Source organism: Trichocoleus sp. Lan, from assembly GCF_039961855.1.
Classification (GTDB): Bacteria; Cyanobacteriota; Cyanobacteriia; order Cyanobacteriales; family FACHB-T130; genus FACHB-T130.
Genome location: NZ_JAMPKA010000015.1, coordinates 18,904 through 35,249 on the forward strand (window position 1 = coordinate 18,904; position 16,346 = coordinate 35,249).

At 43.4% G+C, this 16,346-nt stretch carries 12 protein-coding genes; 3 read left to right on the plus strand and 9 right to left on the minus strand.

The genetic code is table 11. The annotated features are described in order from the left end of the window. Positions 1 to 14 precede the first annotated feature (14 nt). From pstB to cysK, 6 genes are all read right to left on the minus strand, one after another. Positions 15 to 824, minus strand: a complete 810-nt coding sequence (gene pstB / locus NDA03_RS14675) for a phosphate ABC transporter ATP-binding protein PstB (RefSeq protein ID WP_190415953.1) — start codon at positions 822 to 824, stop codon at positions 15 to 17. 133 nt (positions 825 to 957) lie between these two features. Beyond that, positions 958 to 1,860, minus strand: coding sequence for a phosphate ABC transporter permease PstA (gene pstA / locus NDA03_RS14680; RefSeq protein ID WP_190415954.1), 903 nt, complete (start codon positions 1,858 to 1,860; stop codon positions 958 to 960). A gap of 5 nt (positions 1,861 to 1,865) precedes the next feature. After that, positions 1,866 to 2,807, minus strand: coding sequence for a phosphate ABC transporter permease subunit PstC (gene pstC, locus NDA03_RS14685; RefSeq protein ID WP_190415955.1), 942 nt, complete (start codon positions 2,805 to 2,807; stop codon positions 1,866 to 1,868). Between the two features lie 76 nt (positions 2,808 to 2,883). Continuing rightward, positions 2,884 to 3,870: a PstS family phosphate ABC transporter substrate-binding protein gene (locus NDA03_RS14690; protein ID WP_190415956.1), complete on the minus strand. Its 987-nt coding sequence runs from the start codon at positions 3,868 to 3,870 to the stop codon at positions 2,884 to 2,886. A gap of 1,259 nt (positions 3,871 to 5,129) precedes the next feature. Next, positions 5,130 to 5,657 (minus strand): MgtC/SapB family protein, encoded by a 528-nt coding sequence (locus NDA03_RS14695; RefSeq protein ID WP_190415964.1) that lies wholly within the window; start codon positions 5,655 to 5,657, stop codon positions 5,130 to 5,132. A 405-nt stretch (positions 5,658 to 6,062) separates the two neighbouring features. Beyond that, positions 6,063 to 7,034, minus strand: a complete 972-nt coding sequence (gene cysK / locus NDA03_RS14700; protein ID WP_348238407.1) for a cysteine synthase A — start codon at positions 7,032 to 7,034, stop codon at positions 6,063 to 6,065. A 32-nt stretch (positions 7,035 to 7,066) separates the two neighbouring features. On the opposite strand from cysK, the gene NDA03_RS14705 reads away from it, so the two are divergent. After that, positions 7,067 to 7,195 carry a hypothetical protein gene (locus NDA03_RS14705; RefSeq protein WP_348238409.1) on the plus strand — a complete coding sequence of 43 codons (129 nt, stop codon included), beginning with the start codon at positions 7,067 to 7,069 and terminating at the stop codon, positions 7,193 to 7,195. A gap of 11 nt (positions 7,196 to 7,206) precedes the next feature. Here NDA03_RS14705 and NDA03_RS14710 read toward each other — a convergent pair whose 3' ends face one another. Then, entirely contained in the window at positions 7,207 to 7,494 is a 288-nt protein-coding gene (locus NDA03_RS14710) for an Rrf2 family transcriptional regulator (RefSeq protein WP_348238411.1), read from the minus strand. Between the two features lie 215 nt (positions 7,495 to 7,709). Between NDA03_RS14710 and cysE the strand changes: the two genes are divergently transcribed. Beyond that, the gene (cysE, locus tag NDA03_RS14715) at positions 7,710 to 8,444 is read left to right on the plus strand and encodes a serine O-acetyltransferase (protein ID WP_190415958.1); all 735 of its coding nucleotides are present in this window, start codon (positions 7,710 to 7,712) and stop codon (positions 8,442 to 8,444) included. An 87-nt stretch (positions 8,445 to 8,531) separates the two neighbouring features. Here the strand turns inward: cysE and NDA03_RS14720 are convergent, their stop codons facing one another. Continuing rightward, complete coding sequence (locus NDA03_RS14720; protein WP_348238413.1) at positions 8,532 to 12,017, minus strand: GAF domain-containing protein; 3,486 nt, start codon at positions 12,015 to 12,017, stop codon at positions 8,532 to 8,534. Between the two features lie 151 nt (positions 12,018 to 12,168). Further along, positions 12,169 to 14,178 (minus strand): AAA-like domain-containing protein, encoded by a 2,010-nt coding sequence (locus NDA03_RS14725; RefSeq protein ID WP_348238415.1) that lies wholly within the window; start codon positions 14,176 to 14,178, stop codon positions 12,169 to 12,171. Between the two features lie 1,264 nt (positions 14,179 to 15,442). Here NDA03_RS14725 and NDA03_RS14730 point away from each other — a divergent pair. Next, positions 15,443 to 16,273 carry an Npun_R2479 family HD domain-containing metalloprotein gene (locus NDA03_RS14730; protein WP_190533654.1) on the plus strand — a complete coding sequence of 277 codons (831 nt, stop codon included), beginning with the start codon at positions 15,443 to 15,445 and terminating at the stop codon, positions 16,271 to 16,273. The last annotated feature ends 73 nt before the right edge of the window (positions 16,274 to 16,346 follow it).

A 16,346-nucleotide genomic window follows, 5' to 3' on the forward strand; every position in this document is an offset into this window, starting at 1 on the left:
TTTACTGTCATGACTCAACCAAACTTACCGCTGATGTAAGCCTTAGCTTCTTGAGTACGAGGAGAATCGAAAATTTCTTCGGTAGGACTGAACTCGACTAATTTTCCTCTCCGCTTGCCACTCGCATCTGTTTCTGTATTGAAAAAGCCAGTTAAATCTGAGATTCGCGAGGCTTGCTGCATATTGTGAGTCACCATAATCATGGTGTAGTGTTCTTTAAGTTCGCGACAAAGTTCTTCAACCTGCTGAGTTGAAATTGGGTCGAGAGCAGAACAGGGTTCATCCATCAATAAAACATCTGGCTTCATGGCGATCGCTCGTGCAATGCACAGCCGCTGCTGCTGTCCTCCAGATAAAGCTGTACCCTTTTCTTTTAACTTGTCTTTCACCTCATCCCAAAGCGCAGCTCGTCGCAGCGATTGCTCTACCAGTTCATCCATATTTCCCTTATAACCATTGGCACGAGGGCCAAAGGCTATATTTTCGTAAATTGACTTTGGAAAAGGGTTCGGTCTCTGGAATACCATTCCCACTTGACGGCGGATTTTTACCGGATTAATCTTGCCATCATAAATGTTTTTACCCTGGTAATTAATCTGGCCTTCTACCCTTGCTCCAGGTATTAGATCGTTCATCCGGTTGAAGCATCGCAAGAAGGTGCTTTTTCCACATCCTGAAGGGCCAATAAAGGCGACGATTTTTCTTTCAGGAATTTCCATATCGACTTCCTGAAGCGCCAGAAAATCACCGTAGTAAACTTTAACACCTTGGGCGTTAAGAACTGGGCTAGTTTGCGTGCTTTGAGATTTTTTTGGTGAGCGCATATTGTGTAGTTTCCAGTATTTATTACATTCAAGCTTTGAACGTTGAGTTTTGAGTTTACGCCACGAAATAATTACGAGGCATCTGAGCCATTTTTTAAATTAAAGCTAGAAACTCATAACTTTAATTGAGACCCTATTTAAAGGTAGAGAAGCGTTGTCGAAGGTATATTGCAGTACCATTTAAGACCAAAATCAATAACAGTAAAACAATGATTGACGCTGCTGCGGCATTAGCAAAACCAGGCTCAGGGCGAGTGATATAGGTATAAATTTGAATGGGCAGAGCCATAAAGCGCTGAAACAACCCAGGATTAAATGTGAGAAAACTCACAGCTCCGACAACAATTAAAGAAGCCGCATCGCCAATCGCACGGGAGATGGAAATAATCACCCCTGTTAAGATGCCTGGAATCGCATAAGGTAAGACGTGACTCCACACCGTTTGCCATTTGGTTGTACCTAAGCCATAAGAAGCTTGCCGTAAAGAATCGGGAACAGCTCGAATTGCTTCTCTGGCTGTCACAATAATTACTGGTAAAGACAGCAACGATAACGTTAGTGCCCCTGAAAGTAAAGCTGGCCCGAAATTCAAAAGATAATTGAAAACCCCTAATCCCAGTAGACCGTAAACAATTGAAGGGACTCCAGCGAGATTACTAACGTTAATCTCGATAATATCCGTCCACCAAGCTTTCGGTGCATATTCTTCCAGATACAAAGCCGCTCCTACACCGATAGGGACGGAAATTAACATGACTAATCCACCTAGAAGCATACTGCCAAAAATAGCAGGGCGTATGCCACCTCTATCGGGGAACCGGGAAGGAGTTTCGGTCAGAAAGCCAGGACTCAACAGCCGCCCTAACCCATCCTTAAAGACATCAAAAACTAGGACGGCAAGCACCACTAAACCAATAGATAGACCAAGCAAAAAGATAATTTCAAATATTTTGCCTGTGCTTTCTCTCTGCTCTACATTCGCAGAAAATTCTCCTTGTGGTTCCTGGGATTTGTTTCGGGAAATAGAACTACTCATGTTTATTAATCGTATTTCTCTCTGAAGCGATTAGAAATCCAATGGCTGACAACATTCAACCCAAGCGTTATTAAAAACAAAACGGCTCCCACAGCATATAAAGTGTTGTAATTAACACTGCCACGAGGGCTATCTCCCCCTGAAATCTGAGCCATATAAGCTGTCATTGTTTCCACTGATTGGAAGGGATTAAGGCTTATTCGTGGCTCTTGCCCAGCAGCAATTAGAACCGTCATCGTTTCACCAACGGCTCTAGAAATGCCTAGAATAATCGAGGCAGCAATTCCAGAAAGAGCGGCAGGAAGGACAACTTTGATGATAGTTTCCAATTTAGTTACGCCGATTGCGTAAGCTCCTTCGCGCAAAGAGCGAGGCACAGATTGTATGGCATCTAAGCTGATGGAACCCACTGTAGGGCTAATCATTATTCCCATCATTAGCCCAGCGCTTAAGGCATTAAAAATTTCTAGGGGAAGGAATAAGCGTAGAACAGGTGTAACAAATAAAAGTGCAAAGTAGCCATAGACAACAGTAGGTACTCCCCCTAACAGTTCTACCGCCGGGCGTAAAATTCTTGCTACCTTGGGTGAAGCATATTCGGCTAAATAGATAGCTGAACATAAACCCAGAGGAATGGCAACGAGCATGGCAATAGCCGTAGTCATTAGAGTGCCATTGATCAAAGGCCAAATTCCAAAATGTTTCTCTGCAAATAAAGGTGTCCACTTAGTATCGAGAAAGAACTGAGCAAACGAAACCTCTTGGAAAAAATCAAACGTTACCCGGAAGATGATAAAAACAATTCCAAACGTAGTGAGGACAGAAATCAAGGCGCAACAAAATAAGATCGCCTCGATAATTTTTTCCTGGATATCGTCAGACGCTTGCTTTTCAAGCGATCGCCTGGATGCGCCATTAAATTGATTGCTAAAGTTTGTATTTTGCATAAATAAAGTTCAGCTAAAAATGCTGTTACTAATTGAGTAATCTTCTTCAAGCTTTGTTGTAGATTTTATGTTCCTCTTAAAGAAGATTTGCGATCGGCTCGCCAGGTTTTGCATCTTTAAATTTAGAACCCGTTTGCCCAGAGGCAAGTTTTTGTTTTACCTTGTGGTAAGCCTCGTCGGGTAGCGCTACATAACCAACTTGATCGACCCATTTCCACGAATTCTCTAGATAGAACTCAGCAAACTCTCTTACCGAAGGTTTGTTATCTAGGGCAGTCTTGCTGACATAGATAAAGAGGGGACGCGATAAAGGTAGATAAATGTTTCTAACAACATTGTCTAGCGGAACTGGTTTTTCACACTCTCCTTTTGGACTTTCCACACCAACCAAGTTCAGCTTGTCTTGGTTTTCCATATAGTAAGATATCCCCACGTAACCTATAGCATTTGTGTCGCCCGCAATTCCTTGGACAAGAACGTTTTGATTGTGACTAGGAGTGTAGTCTGTGCGGCTATTTTTTGCTTTGCCAGTGACAGCTTGTGTGAAATAATCAAACGTTCCAGTATCAGAAGCAGGAGCATAAAGCTTGAGCCGCTGGTCGGGGAACTTTGAATTAATTTGATTCCAGTTGGTTATTTTGCGGTCTGATTTGGAATTCCAAATTTTGTTAAGTTCCTCGATAGTCAAGCATTTAGCAAAGTTATTTTGACGATTGACAATCACGGCAATTCCGTCTAAAGCAACAGGCAGTTCTACAAAATCAATGCCCTTCTTTTTACATCTTTTGATTTCTTCATCCCTAATGGAACGTGAAGCACCAACGATATCAATTTCTCCAGCACAAAACTTGCTCATGCCGCCGCCAGTACCGCTTGAAGCTACACTAACCTGAGCATCAGGTTTAACCTTTTGAAATTCTTCAGCCACCGATTGATGGATAGGAAAGCCTACTGCTCCACCATCAATACTCACCTGAGCCTTTTTTTCCTCTTCTCTACTACAAGAGGTTATCCCGAAGGTGAGAACTATCAGAGATGTTAATAAAAACCGATATTTTAACATGATTACGAAAGAGAATTGTAATTAAATTTACTCAGATTCAAAGAGCTCGATAGGATTGAGATGATCTGTAAAGAATAAATAGATAACCTCCATCTGTCACGAACTGTCACGAACGTCAAAACGAGGCTGAAGAGTTGTAACTAGCGGAGCGGTGAGATGGTTCATAGGTATCCTTATAAATGTCTCAAGGAAACGAAAATTAGTACCCGATGGAGAATCACACCCTCATCAACCCAGTTAAAGAGAAGGTAAACTCAATTTCCATCTGTTGACTGGATTGTGAGCCTGGAGCGGGTGGAAGATGCGAAGGCGCACGATAACAACATCAGTCATTCTCCAGCTAAGTTGTTACTTGTAGCGGTTTGCAGCTTTTATTAAATAAGCTCGATTGTTCATGATGCATTTTTGATTGCCATGAACGATGGTTCTGAATCCAGATAGTTATGCTTTATTTAGTTGTAACTTGGTGTTAACTCCGGCTTTTCGGTGGGGTTACTGTACTTTAAGACTTATAGATATATTTATACAGAAAATCTTTACTGAATATCAGTCTTTGGATATATATTACGGTATTCCGACCGAATTGGCGTAGAATTGTTTAAATAAACGACTAATCTCTCAGGAGCTAGTGTCCAATCTATCCCTGAACTTGTTTGATTGAACAAGTGATACAGCTAATACTCATAACCATTTACAGGGGTACAGACCGAGAATCCGCTGAGCATCGGTTGACTTCTATCAGTGCATGAAAATTTAGTAGCAACAGATCCAACGGTCGAGACAAGTGATTCAAATTTTGTTACAAAGCATCTGTCGAAGTTGTAGGGTCTTGTTCTTGATAGGCTAGGAGAAACTGAGGATTCATCAGTGAATTCTGACGTTTTATCTGGCCTAAAAGTAGCGAGTCTGTTACCAGTCGCCACGCACAGATGGAAATGCTTACTATGTAAGCACCTAGGGAAATCATTAATTTTGACTCTGAAAAGAAGTTTTGATAGGCTTTCATCGGATGGCGATCGCTGTCCTAATAAAACTATTGGATTTTTGTAACCTGAAAACCTTGTGGTTAGGTTACTAAACTTTGTTCTAATTAAAGTTACGCGATGGGTAACTAAGCTCATCAGTCAGCAAACTCTCACAATCAGATGCAAGAATTCCATAGCTGTTTTCTATGGGTAGTGTCTGTTTCACCAACCAAGCCTTAAGAAATATCGCAGCGATCGCTCTTAAAAGTCCTACCAGTCCTACCAATGAAGTTATTACTTCGCTGCATCTTGATTCGATGCAGCGTCTTTTTCCGGTATTTTTGTCCGATTGTCATCGTAAAGACGAATCAAGGGAGACTTCTTGAGTTTCTTCACTCCACTAAGAACCACCAATGCAAATAGCGTTCCAATCAGACTCATTCGCCATAATCCACAGCCTGCGGCTGCTCCCAATCCAGCCGCCAACCAAATAGTTGCGGCGGAAGTTAGCCCCTTGACTTCGGCTTTTCTAAGTTTTTGATGAGATTGTTGCAGAATCATTCCTGCACCCAGAAACCCGACTCCCGTAGCAACGCCTTGGATGGTACGACTCAGAGCATTGGAAGAAGAAAAGGTATTGTCACCATCCACCTGCAAGGGAATCATTACAAATGCGGCAGCACCTAAGCTAACTATCATGAAAGTTCTCAAGCCAGCAGGTCTACCAGGCTGTTGGCGGTTCATGCCAATCGCGCCACCAACCAGTAGTGCAGTGGTAAGCCTAAAAGTTACGCTCTGCCAATCGCTTGGACTGAAAAACATCGAACTCATTGGTGGAACTCCCAGAATAACTAGAACACTTATCCCTCAGTCCCCCAATGTACTGATGAAAAACTGGGCTACTCTAGCCCAGTTATTTATGACTAGCTAGGCGATATTTTCTCTATCTCACAGTAACTACAGTAATTCGCTGGCTTTACTGGGGTTTAGAAATTAGTTTAGGTTAAGAATAGGTTAAAAGCAACAATAAAACTAACCTGGCAATCGCTATCTTCGTTTGCAGAGAATGTTGGGGCACCTCTGGTAGGTGCCCTGCCTAGAGTGATTTCACCTACCAGAGGTGCCAGGAATGTGTTTACTGCGCGATCGCAAACAAAATAAATGCGATCGCGTCTTGCCTCAAAGTATTGGCACTAATGCAGCGATACAACCACTCCAGCCGTGGGTTTAAACCAGAATTGGAGCAGCCTGAGCTTCCTGAGGTTCCAGTTCTCGAAATAACGGTGTACTTAGATAACGTTCGCCAAAACTGGGTTGCACCATAACAATCAAACGACCTGCATTCTCTTCACGTTTAGCAATCCGAATTGCAGCACCTAAAGCTGCTCCGGCAGAGATACCCGACAACAATCCTTCTTCTCGACCCAAGCGGCGACCGTAATAAATCGACTCCTCATCCGTAACAGCAATCACTTCATCGATCAGCTCAGTTCGGAGAACATCTGGGATGAATCCAGCACCAATCCCTTGAATTTTATGCGCTCCCGCCTGACCGCCAGAGAGGACTGGACTGCTGACGGGTTCTACAGCGATCGCTTTAAAACTCGGTTTTCGTGCCTTGATGACCTCAGCCACTCCCGTCAGCGTGCCACCCGTCCCAATTCCCGCAACCAAGAAATCTACTTCACCGTCAGTATCAGCCCAAATTTCCTCGGCTGTCGTTTCCCGATGGATTTGGGGATTGGCTGGGTTGCGAAACTGTTGCGGTACAAAAGCATTCGGAGTTGTCGCCGCAATTTGTTCGGCTCTGGCGATCGCTCCCTTCATGCCTTCAGCTCCAGGCGTCAGTTCCAGTTGGGCACCATAAGCTTTGAGCATCGCTTGCCGTTCTTGGCTCATCGTCTCTGGCATCGTCAAAATCAAGGCGTAGCCTTTCGCTGCCGCTACCATCGCCAGCGCAATGCCAGTGTTTCCAGAAGTAGGCTCAATGATAATCGTTTTTCCCGGCTGAATGCGACCCGCCTCCTCAGCAGCTTGAATCATGCTGACACCAATGCGGTCTTTTACTGAAGCGGTCGGGTTCATCCCCTCCAACTTCGCAACAATTCGCGCTACACAGCCTTCAGATTGCGGAATCCGATTCAGCTCAACCAGAGGCGTATGACCAACTAATTCCGTGACATTATGAGCAATTCGCATCTTTACTACTCCGCCAAAGTTAGATGTAAAACATGGACTCAACTGTTGACTCTCATCCCATTTCGAGAGCAGATCCTGTAACGTCTCGCACTGCAAGACGGCGTGAAGCGATCGCCCGTGGCGAATCCTATCTGTCGTTGCTTCCTGTCAAATTTCCTTAATCGCAAAGTCTTCAAGGGTTTGCGAAGCAGTTAGACTCAAGGGTTCCAGTTTCTCTGTCCCCTCTAAACAAGCCAGCACCTGTCACACCGTAATTCGCTGGGGTTCCTCCGCCAACACATAACCTGATCAAAGCGCCTCGTTGACTGAGGACTAAACCGCAGCGCCACAACATCATCAACACCTGCGCTAAATAGCGGTCTGGTATTTGTTGACCGGCAGCGATGTGGTCTATTTGCAGGAAGTCTCGCGGCTTGTGGTGGCTGGCTAGTTCTAGGAGAGCCAGGAAAGCGTACCTCACCTTACAGGACAGTCCATCGCATGGGATTATCTCCAGCCAAGAACGTTTTCCACTATACTACGGTTCGCCGATAGGAATTATGCAGTTTTAGGATTGTTTTTGTAGATAGGCTATGGCATACTCCTACTTAGGAGCAAAATTACGGTATCCCTACCAAATTACGGGGGATTCGATTTGCTTGCTGTCCATCTCACACTTGAAGGGAGAAGCGCCTCTTGCTGAAAACTGCGATCGCTGATTTCCAAATAATTTTTCAGCGCGACCCAGCGGCACGCAATTGGCTGGAGGTGCTGTTCTGCTATCCAGGCTTACAGGCACTTTTCTTTCATCGGGTGGCGCACTGGCTTTATTGCCTTGGGTTTCCCTTCATTCCTCGCTTGATTTCCCACTTGGCTCGTTTCTTCACGGGAATTGAAATTCATCCGGGAGCTAAAATTGGCAAAGGCGTTTTCATCGATCACGGCATTGGCGTTGTGATTGGAGAAACTGCAATTGTGGGAGACAACGCCCTGATTTACCAAGGCGTAACGCTCGGTGGTACTGGCAAAGAAATAGGCAAACGCCACCCAACCTTAGGAGAAAATGTCGTAGTGGGAGCGGGTGCGAAGGTATTAGGAAATATTCACATTGGAAATAGCGTCCGTATCGGTGCCGGTTCCGTTGTTTTGCGGGATATTCCGTCTCATTCCACGGTAGTTGGCGTTCCGGGTCGAATTGTCCGCCGCAAAGATAATTTGGATGCTTCCGTTAACAATGAAAGCCTGCAAGATCCAGAAGCGGAAGTAATACGGGCTTTGTTTGACCGGATTCAATTTTTAGAGGAGGAAATTGAATCGTTAAAAATTCAAAGAAAGGTACCCGTTGCCATGCACGCTAGCCTTCAGAAGGCGATCATTTCAAATGCTTCTAATCGGCTGATTACGGAGTTCCTCGACGGGGCAGGCATTTAGATAATTTTAGATAATTTAAAACTTCAACACTGTTTCTTAGTAAGACGGGATGGGGTTATTCCCAAAGTACTGAACCAACGCTTAAATTTACAATTCACTCAGGTTGTCTCGAAGCGATCGCTCTTGTTTTTTAACGGCTGCCAAAAGTTCGGCATTTTGGAGGATGACTCCAGCTTGATTATTAAAAATTTGCATATATTTTTGATCGCTGTCATCAAAACTAGCCCTAAAATATTCCGGAGCTTCCTCTTGTAGAAATGCCAACTGATCGGGACTTTCATATTCTGGAAAGTCTCCTTGCTTTCTTTTATTCACTAATTGAGTCACGCCAATCAAATCACCATCGGGGCTAAAAACTGGCATACATAGTAAGCTACAAGTGCGATAACCTGTCTGAAGATCGGTTTTTTTGGCTGTCTCCGAATCTGGGCGAGAATATAAATCAAAAGGAATATTCAAAGGCTCTCCAGATTCGGCAACTTTGCCAGCATAACCTTGTCCTACTTTCACCCGCAATTCTTTTACCGAGCCATCGTCAAAGGGAATCTGCGTCCACAATTCACCAGGCTTTTGATCTAAAATCCATAAAGTACTGCGGTCGGCATTCATCAGTTTCTTAGCTGCTTCCATCACCCGTTTGAGAATTTCTTGAAGATCCAAACTGCTTTGATTCACTGAACGAGCTGCTGCCATTAATGCGGCTGCCACTCGTTGCCCTCTAGCCGTTTTATGATAAGAGCGGAAGCTTTCTAAAATCATTTGAACCATTGGGGCATTTTCCGCAAATCGTTCTTCATCTGCTTTGGTAAAGCCCTGTCGATCGATTCTTTCTGCTAAGGATGCAGTCCGGTCGCCAAATCGCTTTAATTTGTTGAGTAACTGAATAACTGCGACTAAATTTCCCTGCTCATTTAAGAGTGGCAACGCCAACATTGTATAAGTGCGATAGCCGTTTTTTTTGTCTTGCTCTTTTGCTGCATCAGAGCGAGGATCGTCATAGAAATCGAAGGGAATATTGATAACTTCTTTGCGGGCTGCCACTTCGCCCACAATTCCTTTATTAGCAGGTATCCGAATTTCTAAAGAACCATCTCCATCGGCTTCGGCGATAATTGACCAAAATTCATGTTTGTCTTCATCTAATAAAAAGATACTCGTACGGTCGGCACTCAAAGATTTGCCCATTTTTAGAGTAATCGAACGCAAGGTGCTATCTAAAATATCATCAAAACCCTGGTTATCCATGACACTATTGAGCATCGCCAGAGTTTGACTGACCACATTTTTTTGTTGAGATTCTGCCTCTTGTTTGACGCTGGCAAATTTCTGGGCATTTTGCAGAGCCACCCCCGCTTGAGAGTTAAAAATCTGCATATATTTTTCACTATTCCCATCAAAACTAGCCTTGAAGCATTCGGGGGCTTCGGGCCAATGATCTGGGTTATATTCTGGAAAAACACCCGGTTTCTTTTTATTCACTAATTGGGTAACACCCAGTAATTCACCATCAGGGCTGAAAACGGGCATACACAGTAAACTACAAGTTCGATAACCCGTCTTCTGATCTGTTTTCTTAGCTGTCTCCGAATCAGGATGCTCGTACAGATCGAAGGGAATATTTAAAGTTTCTCCCGATGCAGCCACTTTGCCAGCGAAACCTTGCCCTACTTTGACTCGCAAGTCTCGAACAGAACCGTCCTCAAAAGGAATTTTAGTCCATAGTTCATTTGCCTCTCGATCGATTAGCCAAAGCGTGCTGCGATCGGCATTCATCAGTTTTTTTGCCGCATCCATGACGCGACCCAAGACTTCTTCAGAATCGAGGCTGCTTTGAGAGAGCGATCGCGTTGCTTCTGTCAGTGCTTCTGAGGCTTGTAGTCTTTGGGTTAATTTATAGCAATACTGGCATCTTTCTAGAATTCGTCGAATTGCCGGAGCATAGTCAGCAAACTGTTTTTGATCGGCTTCTGTGAAACCGTATTTATCAATTCTTTCTGAATAGCGAGCTTGTGGATTATTCGGCTGCTTTAACTTATTCAGTAATTGAACAACAGCAACTAAATCTCCCTGCTCATTTAATATTGGTAAAATCAACTCGTTGTAGGTGCGATATCCCTTATTTGTATCTGATTCCTCCGCTTCCAACTCAGCGGGATCGTCGCAAAAACTAAAGGGAGTGCTGACAAATTTTTTGAAATAAGTTAATCGTCCTTTAGTTTCTTTATTTGACAAAATCTGAAGTTCGGGATGATTTCCGTCTTCATGCCTAGCAATAATTGACCAAAGTTCACTTTTTTCTTCATCTATAAAGAAAACTGTTGTGCGATCTACACTCAGTAGTTCGCCCATTTTTAAAGTAATAGAACCTAATATTTCTGAAAGAATATCATCAAATGTTTTGCCTTCCATCACGCTAAGCATCGATAGAAGTTTTTGTTCTTGGGTAGCAACAACTTGCATGAAGTCGGCGTGCATATCCGCTAAGGCCTTGTTTACCCACCTCTCGTTAAATACAGAGGCATAAATGCGGTTACATACCTTTAACTTCCCTTGCCGCTTGACAATTACTCCTGATAGTAGTAAATCGATTTGTTCGGGACTTTCGTCAAATGCTAATTCATCTTGTTGCAAAATTAACTGATAGAGATCCAGTAGCGTACGGCTGCGCTGTCCAATTCGGAGAATGCGATCGCGTATCGTCTTTAGATGCGGTGGTTCATCCATTGCTTCCCAACTCTCGATGATCCGCGAGCGCACTAATCTCTCAACCCAATCTGGGATTTGGCTAATGGGTAATAAGTTTTGCTCTGCTTGTTGAAGGACTAATTTACAAAGTTTTTGGGTAAGAAACGGCTGTCCTCCCGTCCAATCTAATACCGCTTTTAGCATTTCTTGAGGATTGCTAATTTTCCCTGCTAACCCCCCTGCTAAAAGCTGCGCTTCGTGTAATTGAAAGCCATATAATTCAACCGCCCGACCGATATTAAAAGGAGTCCGGTTTTTGTCTTGCATCAAATCAGAGGGACTCGCTACTCCTAGCAAGGCAAAAGTCAGACGTTCGTATTCATTGCAAGCACGAATAAACGCAAAAAAGTCATCAGTCTTAAAATTTAAGCTAAGGACGTTATCAATTTCGTCGATAAAAATAACAATTTTCTGGCTGACTGATGTTAGCAGCTCTTGTTCGATAAATTCACTCAAGCGCTGCACCGGAGGTAAAAAAGCGCGATCGCGCAACCAACTCTGTAAGTTAATCTTGTCTGAAAGCTGGAAACTCGTCACCAACCGCCGCATCACTCCGGCATACCACTGATCCGGCGTAATATCTTGGCTACCAATTTTCGTCAAGTCTATCGCTGCACAGGCAAATCCTTCCGCTTGCAACTTGTGCATCGTTCGCACCCGCAAGCTAGTTTTCCCCATCTGCCGAGAATTTAACACATAACAAAACTCTCCTGCCTTCAACCCTTCGTAAAGGTCAAAATCTGCCTGTCGCACTACATAAGTAGGAGCATCAAGAGGCAAATGTCCACCGACTTTATAGTTATAGCCTGGGTTTGGCTGTTGACTCATAAGGGCTTCTGATTGGGTAGAAAACACCATGCTTCTGACAAATGAGTTTTTTGTGAGTAATGAATAACTGCTCTATACTTTTAGCTAACAGTTATCTAAAATTTGCCTAAGAGATAGCTCAACTATTAACTCAACTAATCCCTATTAATTTTTAGTTTTTAATTGACAAGCGCTCGCTAAAATATTGCCGATATAAATCGAAGCGCGGCGTGACATAATTGCCCTGCAACTGTACCAGCCCCATACTATGCAATTTAAATGCTGGCACCGACTCTAATTCGATGGGTGTGTCCGCCATCACTACTTTAGCGAAAGCATCTGCTAACTCTGGATGTTGTTGCAGATTCCATAAATGTCTTCGCAAATGGTCATCGTAAAGTCCCGCCTCTGTGGGTGCAGTTTCTAACAGTTGATCCAGCGTAATCGTTTGCTGCGCGATATGATAAAGCGCCAATCGGACTAAATAAGGATGTCCACCAACTAGCCTCATTAATTGCTCAACCTGCGTTGCATTCAAATTCAGTCCATGCCGCTGAGTTAAATCTTGCACCTGTTCCGGGCTAAAGTCCGGTAACTCAATCGGCAACCCTACATTAAACGGGGATTGATTGACATTCAGAGGGATATAAACTTCCGTTGAGTGTACCACCACCAGCCGGAGTTGTTGCCAGCGATCGCTATCGCCATTCCCATAGCCAGCTTCCTCATACCAAGCCCGCAACAACCCAAAAAAATCGTCAGCAATTTTGGGATATTGAAAAACCCGATCCACTTCATCTAACCCTAATACTAACGGACTGTCAGATGCTGACAGCAAACAATCCTCAAAATAAATCGTGCAATTATCTTTACTACCAAAAGTATCCGTCCAATAATCATCTAATTGATGAGGAAGGCGCAGCTTTCGAGAAATTCGGGCACAAAACCACCGCAAAAGTTGATTTAAATCTGTAAAAACTGCCGTATCCGCGTGCTGAAAACTCAACGGTACCGTCCGATAACCTTGCTCGTTTGCTCGATAAAGAATCCTCGCCATCAGCGAAGTTTTCCCCATCTGTCTCGGTGCCTTGATCCGAATCAAAGCGCCTGGTTGCAAAATCTCCTTGTAACACTGAGTTTCATAAGGAACTCGCTCTACATAAAACGCAGAAGCCAGACGCACCTGACCATTGGGTAACTCTGGTTCTGCTACTGGCAGGGGTGCATCTGAAGAATGCAGGATGACGGATGTCCCTTCATCCTCCTGGGAAATTAAAGGAGTTAGGCTTTCAGGCTTCTCTAGAGATGAATCGATTGATTCCTCAGGTATCCCCACGGATATCCTAGTTAAATCTGCCTCTACAACGCCGGACTCCACGCTTCTTGCCAGTAAACTCAGAATTTTTTGCACAATACTTGGAGTGTCAGCAGGCGAGTTCCACTCAAATTGTTCATTTCCATCAAGATAGCTGCGTAAATCGTGATTTAGCGGAGTATTCGAGGGACAATTAACGCGAATTGTTAGCACGGCTGGCTTATTCTGAATAGAGCGCAATTCCTTCGCTCGTCGCAACTCTTCGATCGCCATTTCACTTACCGCCGTCTGGGGAGAAATTAGCAGCAAAAAGTAGTCGCATTGCTGTAACTCTGTATCAATTTGAGAAAGAAGAGGCGGCGCTGACCATCCGATTTTTTCTGAGGAATGTCTCTGACCCTCGCCTTTCTGGACATCCCTTGTAGGTGCGCCTACACTCGCCATAAAGGCTGTGTATCCAGAAGCATTCAGGGTTTCGTAAAATTGATTTGCTAGTCCCCTATCTGGCTCCTGTGCGCGGTGCGAGATAAAGATTCTCTTCGTAAATCCCTCTACTTCTTTTTGGGAATGGCTCTGGTCCTTTAGGGGTGGCACTTCTGCTGAGTGCGACTCCTGCTTCTGAGCGCGTTCTATGGCTCCTTTGAAATTTTTTTTGCTAACTCTTTCCTCCAAAACTACCGAAAGCTTCTTCCATAATTTATAGCCAACATCTTTTTCTACATATTGAGGATTCAAAGGATAAATATCTTCATAAGTTTTTCCTTCCCAAGATCCTAGAAATATTTCCCTTTCCAGATCGTTTAAGTGCTTTCCTGTTTTAACAAAAATTAAATCGTCTATAAATCTTAATGCTTCGTTAATTTCCATGCTTGCTTGAAAGGGCTATTTAATAACAACTTTAGGTGTTCAGAAACTTCTTTTTTATCGTTTTCTTTTTGCTCTAGCGAAGAAAGTGTATAGCTCAATTAAGGCTAGTGCGTCTTTCGCGGTTTCTTAAAAACATATTAAATATCGAGCAAATTTGCTATATTTAACATTTAATAAATTTTGCAACCTGATTCACATAGGAAGGTTCATTTTAAGAGATCGATCGATTAAGTTTACATAGCGTTCTCACCTCTTGCCAATAAAAATCTTGATCAGTCTTTATCTGAAAATAGAAACTGATGGAATCAAGGGCCTATTTAAAATTGCACCTTGCGTATATTTGATAACTTTTTATAAGTGCAACCAAACAGTAAGCCTAGGATTACTTCCTATTATAAAAATGTAGCTGCCACAGCCCGTCGATGGCAATAAAGCGGACAAAACTCCCCTGAGCCAGGGACTCCTTCTTTCTAAGCTCTAAGGGAATCCTGATGGCTGAGTCTAAAGCGTGACGGTCTCCTGCTATTAATCTTCTTACACCTATTAGAGAATGTCTGAAAAGTCCTAATTGAGACGCTTAAACGGTAGAGATATCCCTTGCATCCCCGCGAAGCAGCGCGGATGCGCGAAAGGGATGTGCGATCGCGCATCCCTTTCCCACATCCGTGCCGCTACACGAACGCTAACGCTAGAAAAAAGGGCAACTTTTGACACTTCTCAGAGATTTTATTAGCTTTACTGGCACTATACTGGCGATTTTCTCTTTCTCCTCCTTGTTACTAGAGTAGCGGCGCTCCCATCGCAGCAATTCGTCGGCTCTGTTGCAGGCAATTACTGAAATGGTATTACACCATCTTGAGAAACCTTGGGAAAGTGCAAGCAAAAACAATCTCCTATAGCAGATAACAGAGGAAAGACTAGAGATTTCCTGAACTTTCCTGGGGTTTCCTGAATTAATTAGGTCTGATGTGTAACAGGGGTTAGCCAAACTGAATGCTCTCGTGTCTTCAGTTTTGCTGTAGCCTGAAAAACACTCAGAACTTCTGAGCTTTCCTGGTTGCGGTCTGCATAAAGGTAAGTGAAACTACTGATAGAAGTAGCAAGTAAGCGTGTTTTAATTTAGAAAATGAATAAAATTAAACGCCCTAGAAGAGTAGTTTTAGGCCAATCAGTAGACGCTTCAAAATTTTAATCAATTTATAACAATTGATTTTCTTTAATTGAATTTTCTAAATGCGCTCTCAATTTTATCAGGGGACTAGAGATGTTTAATCCCACAATGGTGATGATCGATACCTTCGTTGAACGCCTGCGAGCTGCCTATTGCCGCACTTACGGCGGTCTTAAACCAGACTACCCTGATATCATCGTCTGGGCTGGAAACATGGCTCTAGAAAATATTGCTAACAGCGACGCCCTTTATCACAACGTCGAACACACCATCTTTGTCACCTTAGTGGGACAAGCAATTCTGCGAGGCAAACATATCCGCTTTGGGGGAGTGTATTGCGAAGATTGGTTGCACTGTATCATTTCTTTGTTGTGCCATGATATTGGCTACGTGAAAGGAGTTTGCCTGCAAGATCGACCTAGTGAAAGGGTGTATGCCACAGGTATCGACAACTTGCTCATTTCGCTGCCAACCGGATTAACCGATGCTAGCCTTACACCTTATCATGTAGATCGCGGAAAACTGTTTATTGAGGAGCGTTTTGGCGGTCACAAACTGATAGATACAGAAACAATCAAGAACAATATCGAGTTAACTCGTTTTCCTGTGCCAGCAGATGCAGATCATCAAGATACTAATAACTTTCCAGGCTTAATTCGTGCCGCCGATTTAATTGGTCAACTTAGCGATCCGCGCTACTTGCAAAAAATTAGTGGATTGTTCTACGAATTTGAAGAAACTGGGGTGAATAAAACCTTGGGTTACAAAAATCCTGGAGATTTGCGGAGAAACTACCCGAAGTTTTACTGGAATGTCGTATATCCTTACATCCAGGATGGATTACGCTACTTAGAGATGACGCAAGAGGGAAAGCAAATATTAGCAAACCTCTATGCAAATATATTTGTGGTAGAACACGAATAGATTTTATGCTCAAAATTCATGCTCAAAGTTTAGCGTTGCTGACAATTGAATGACCATTAAAATTGTGTAGTAG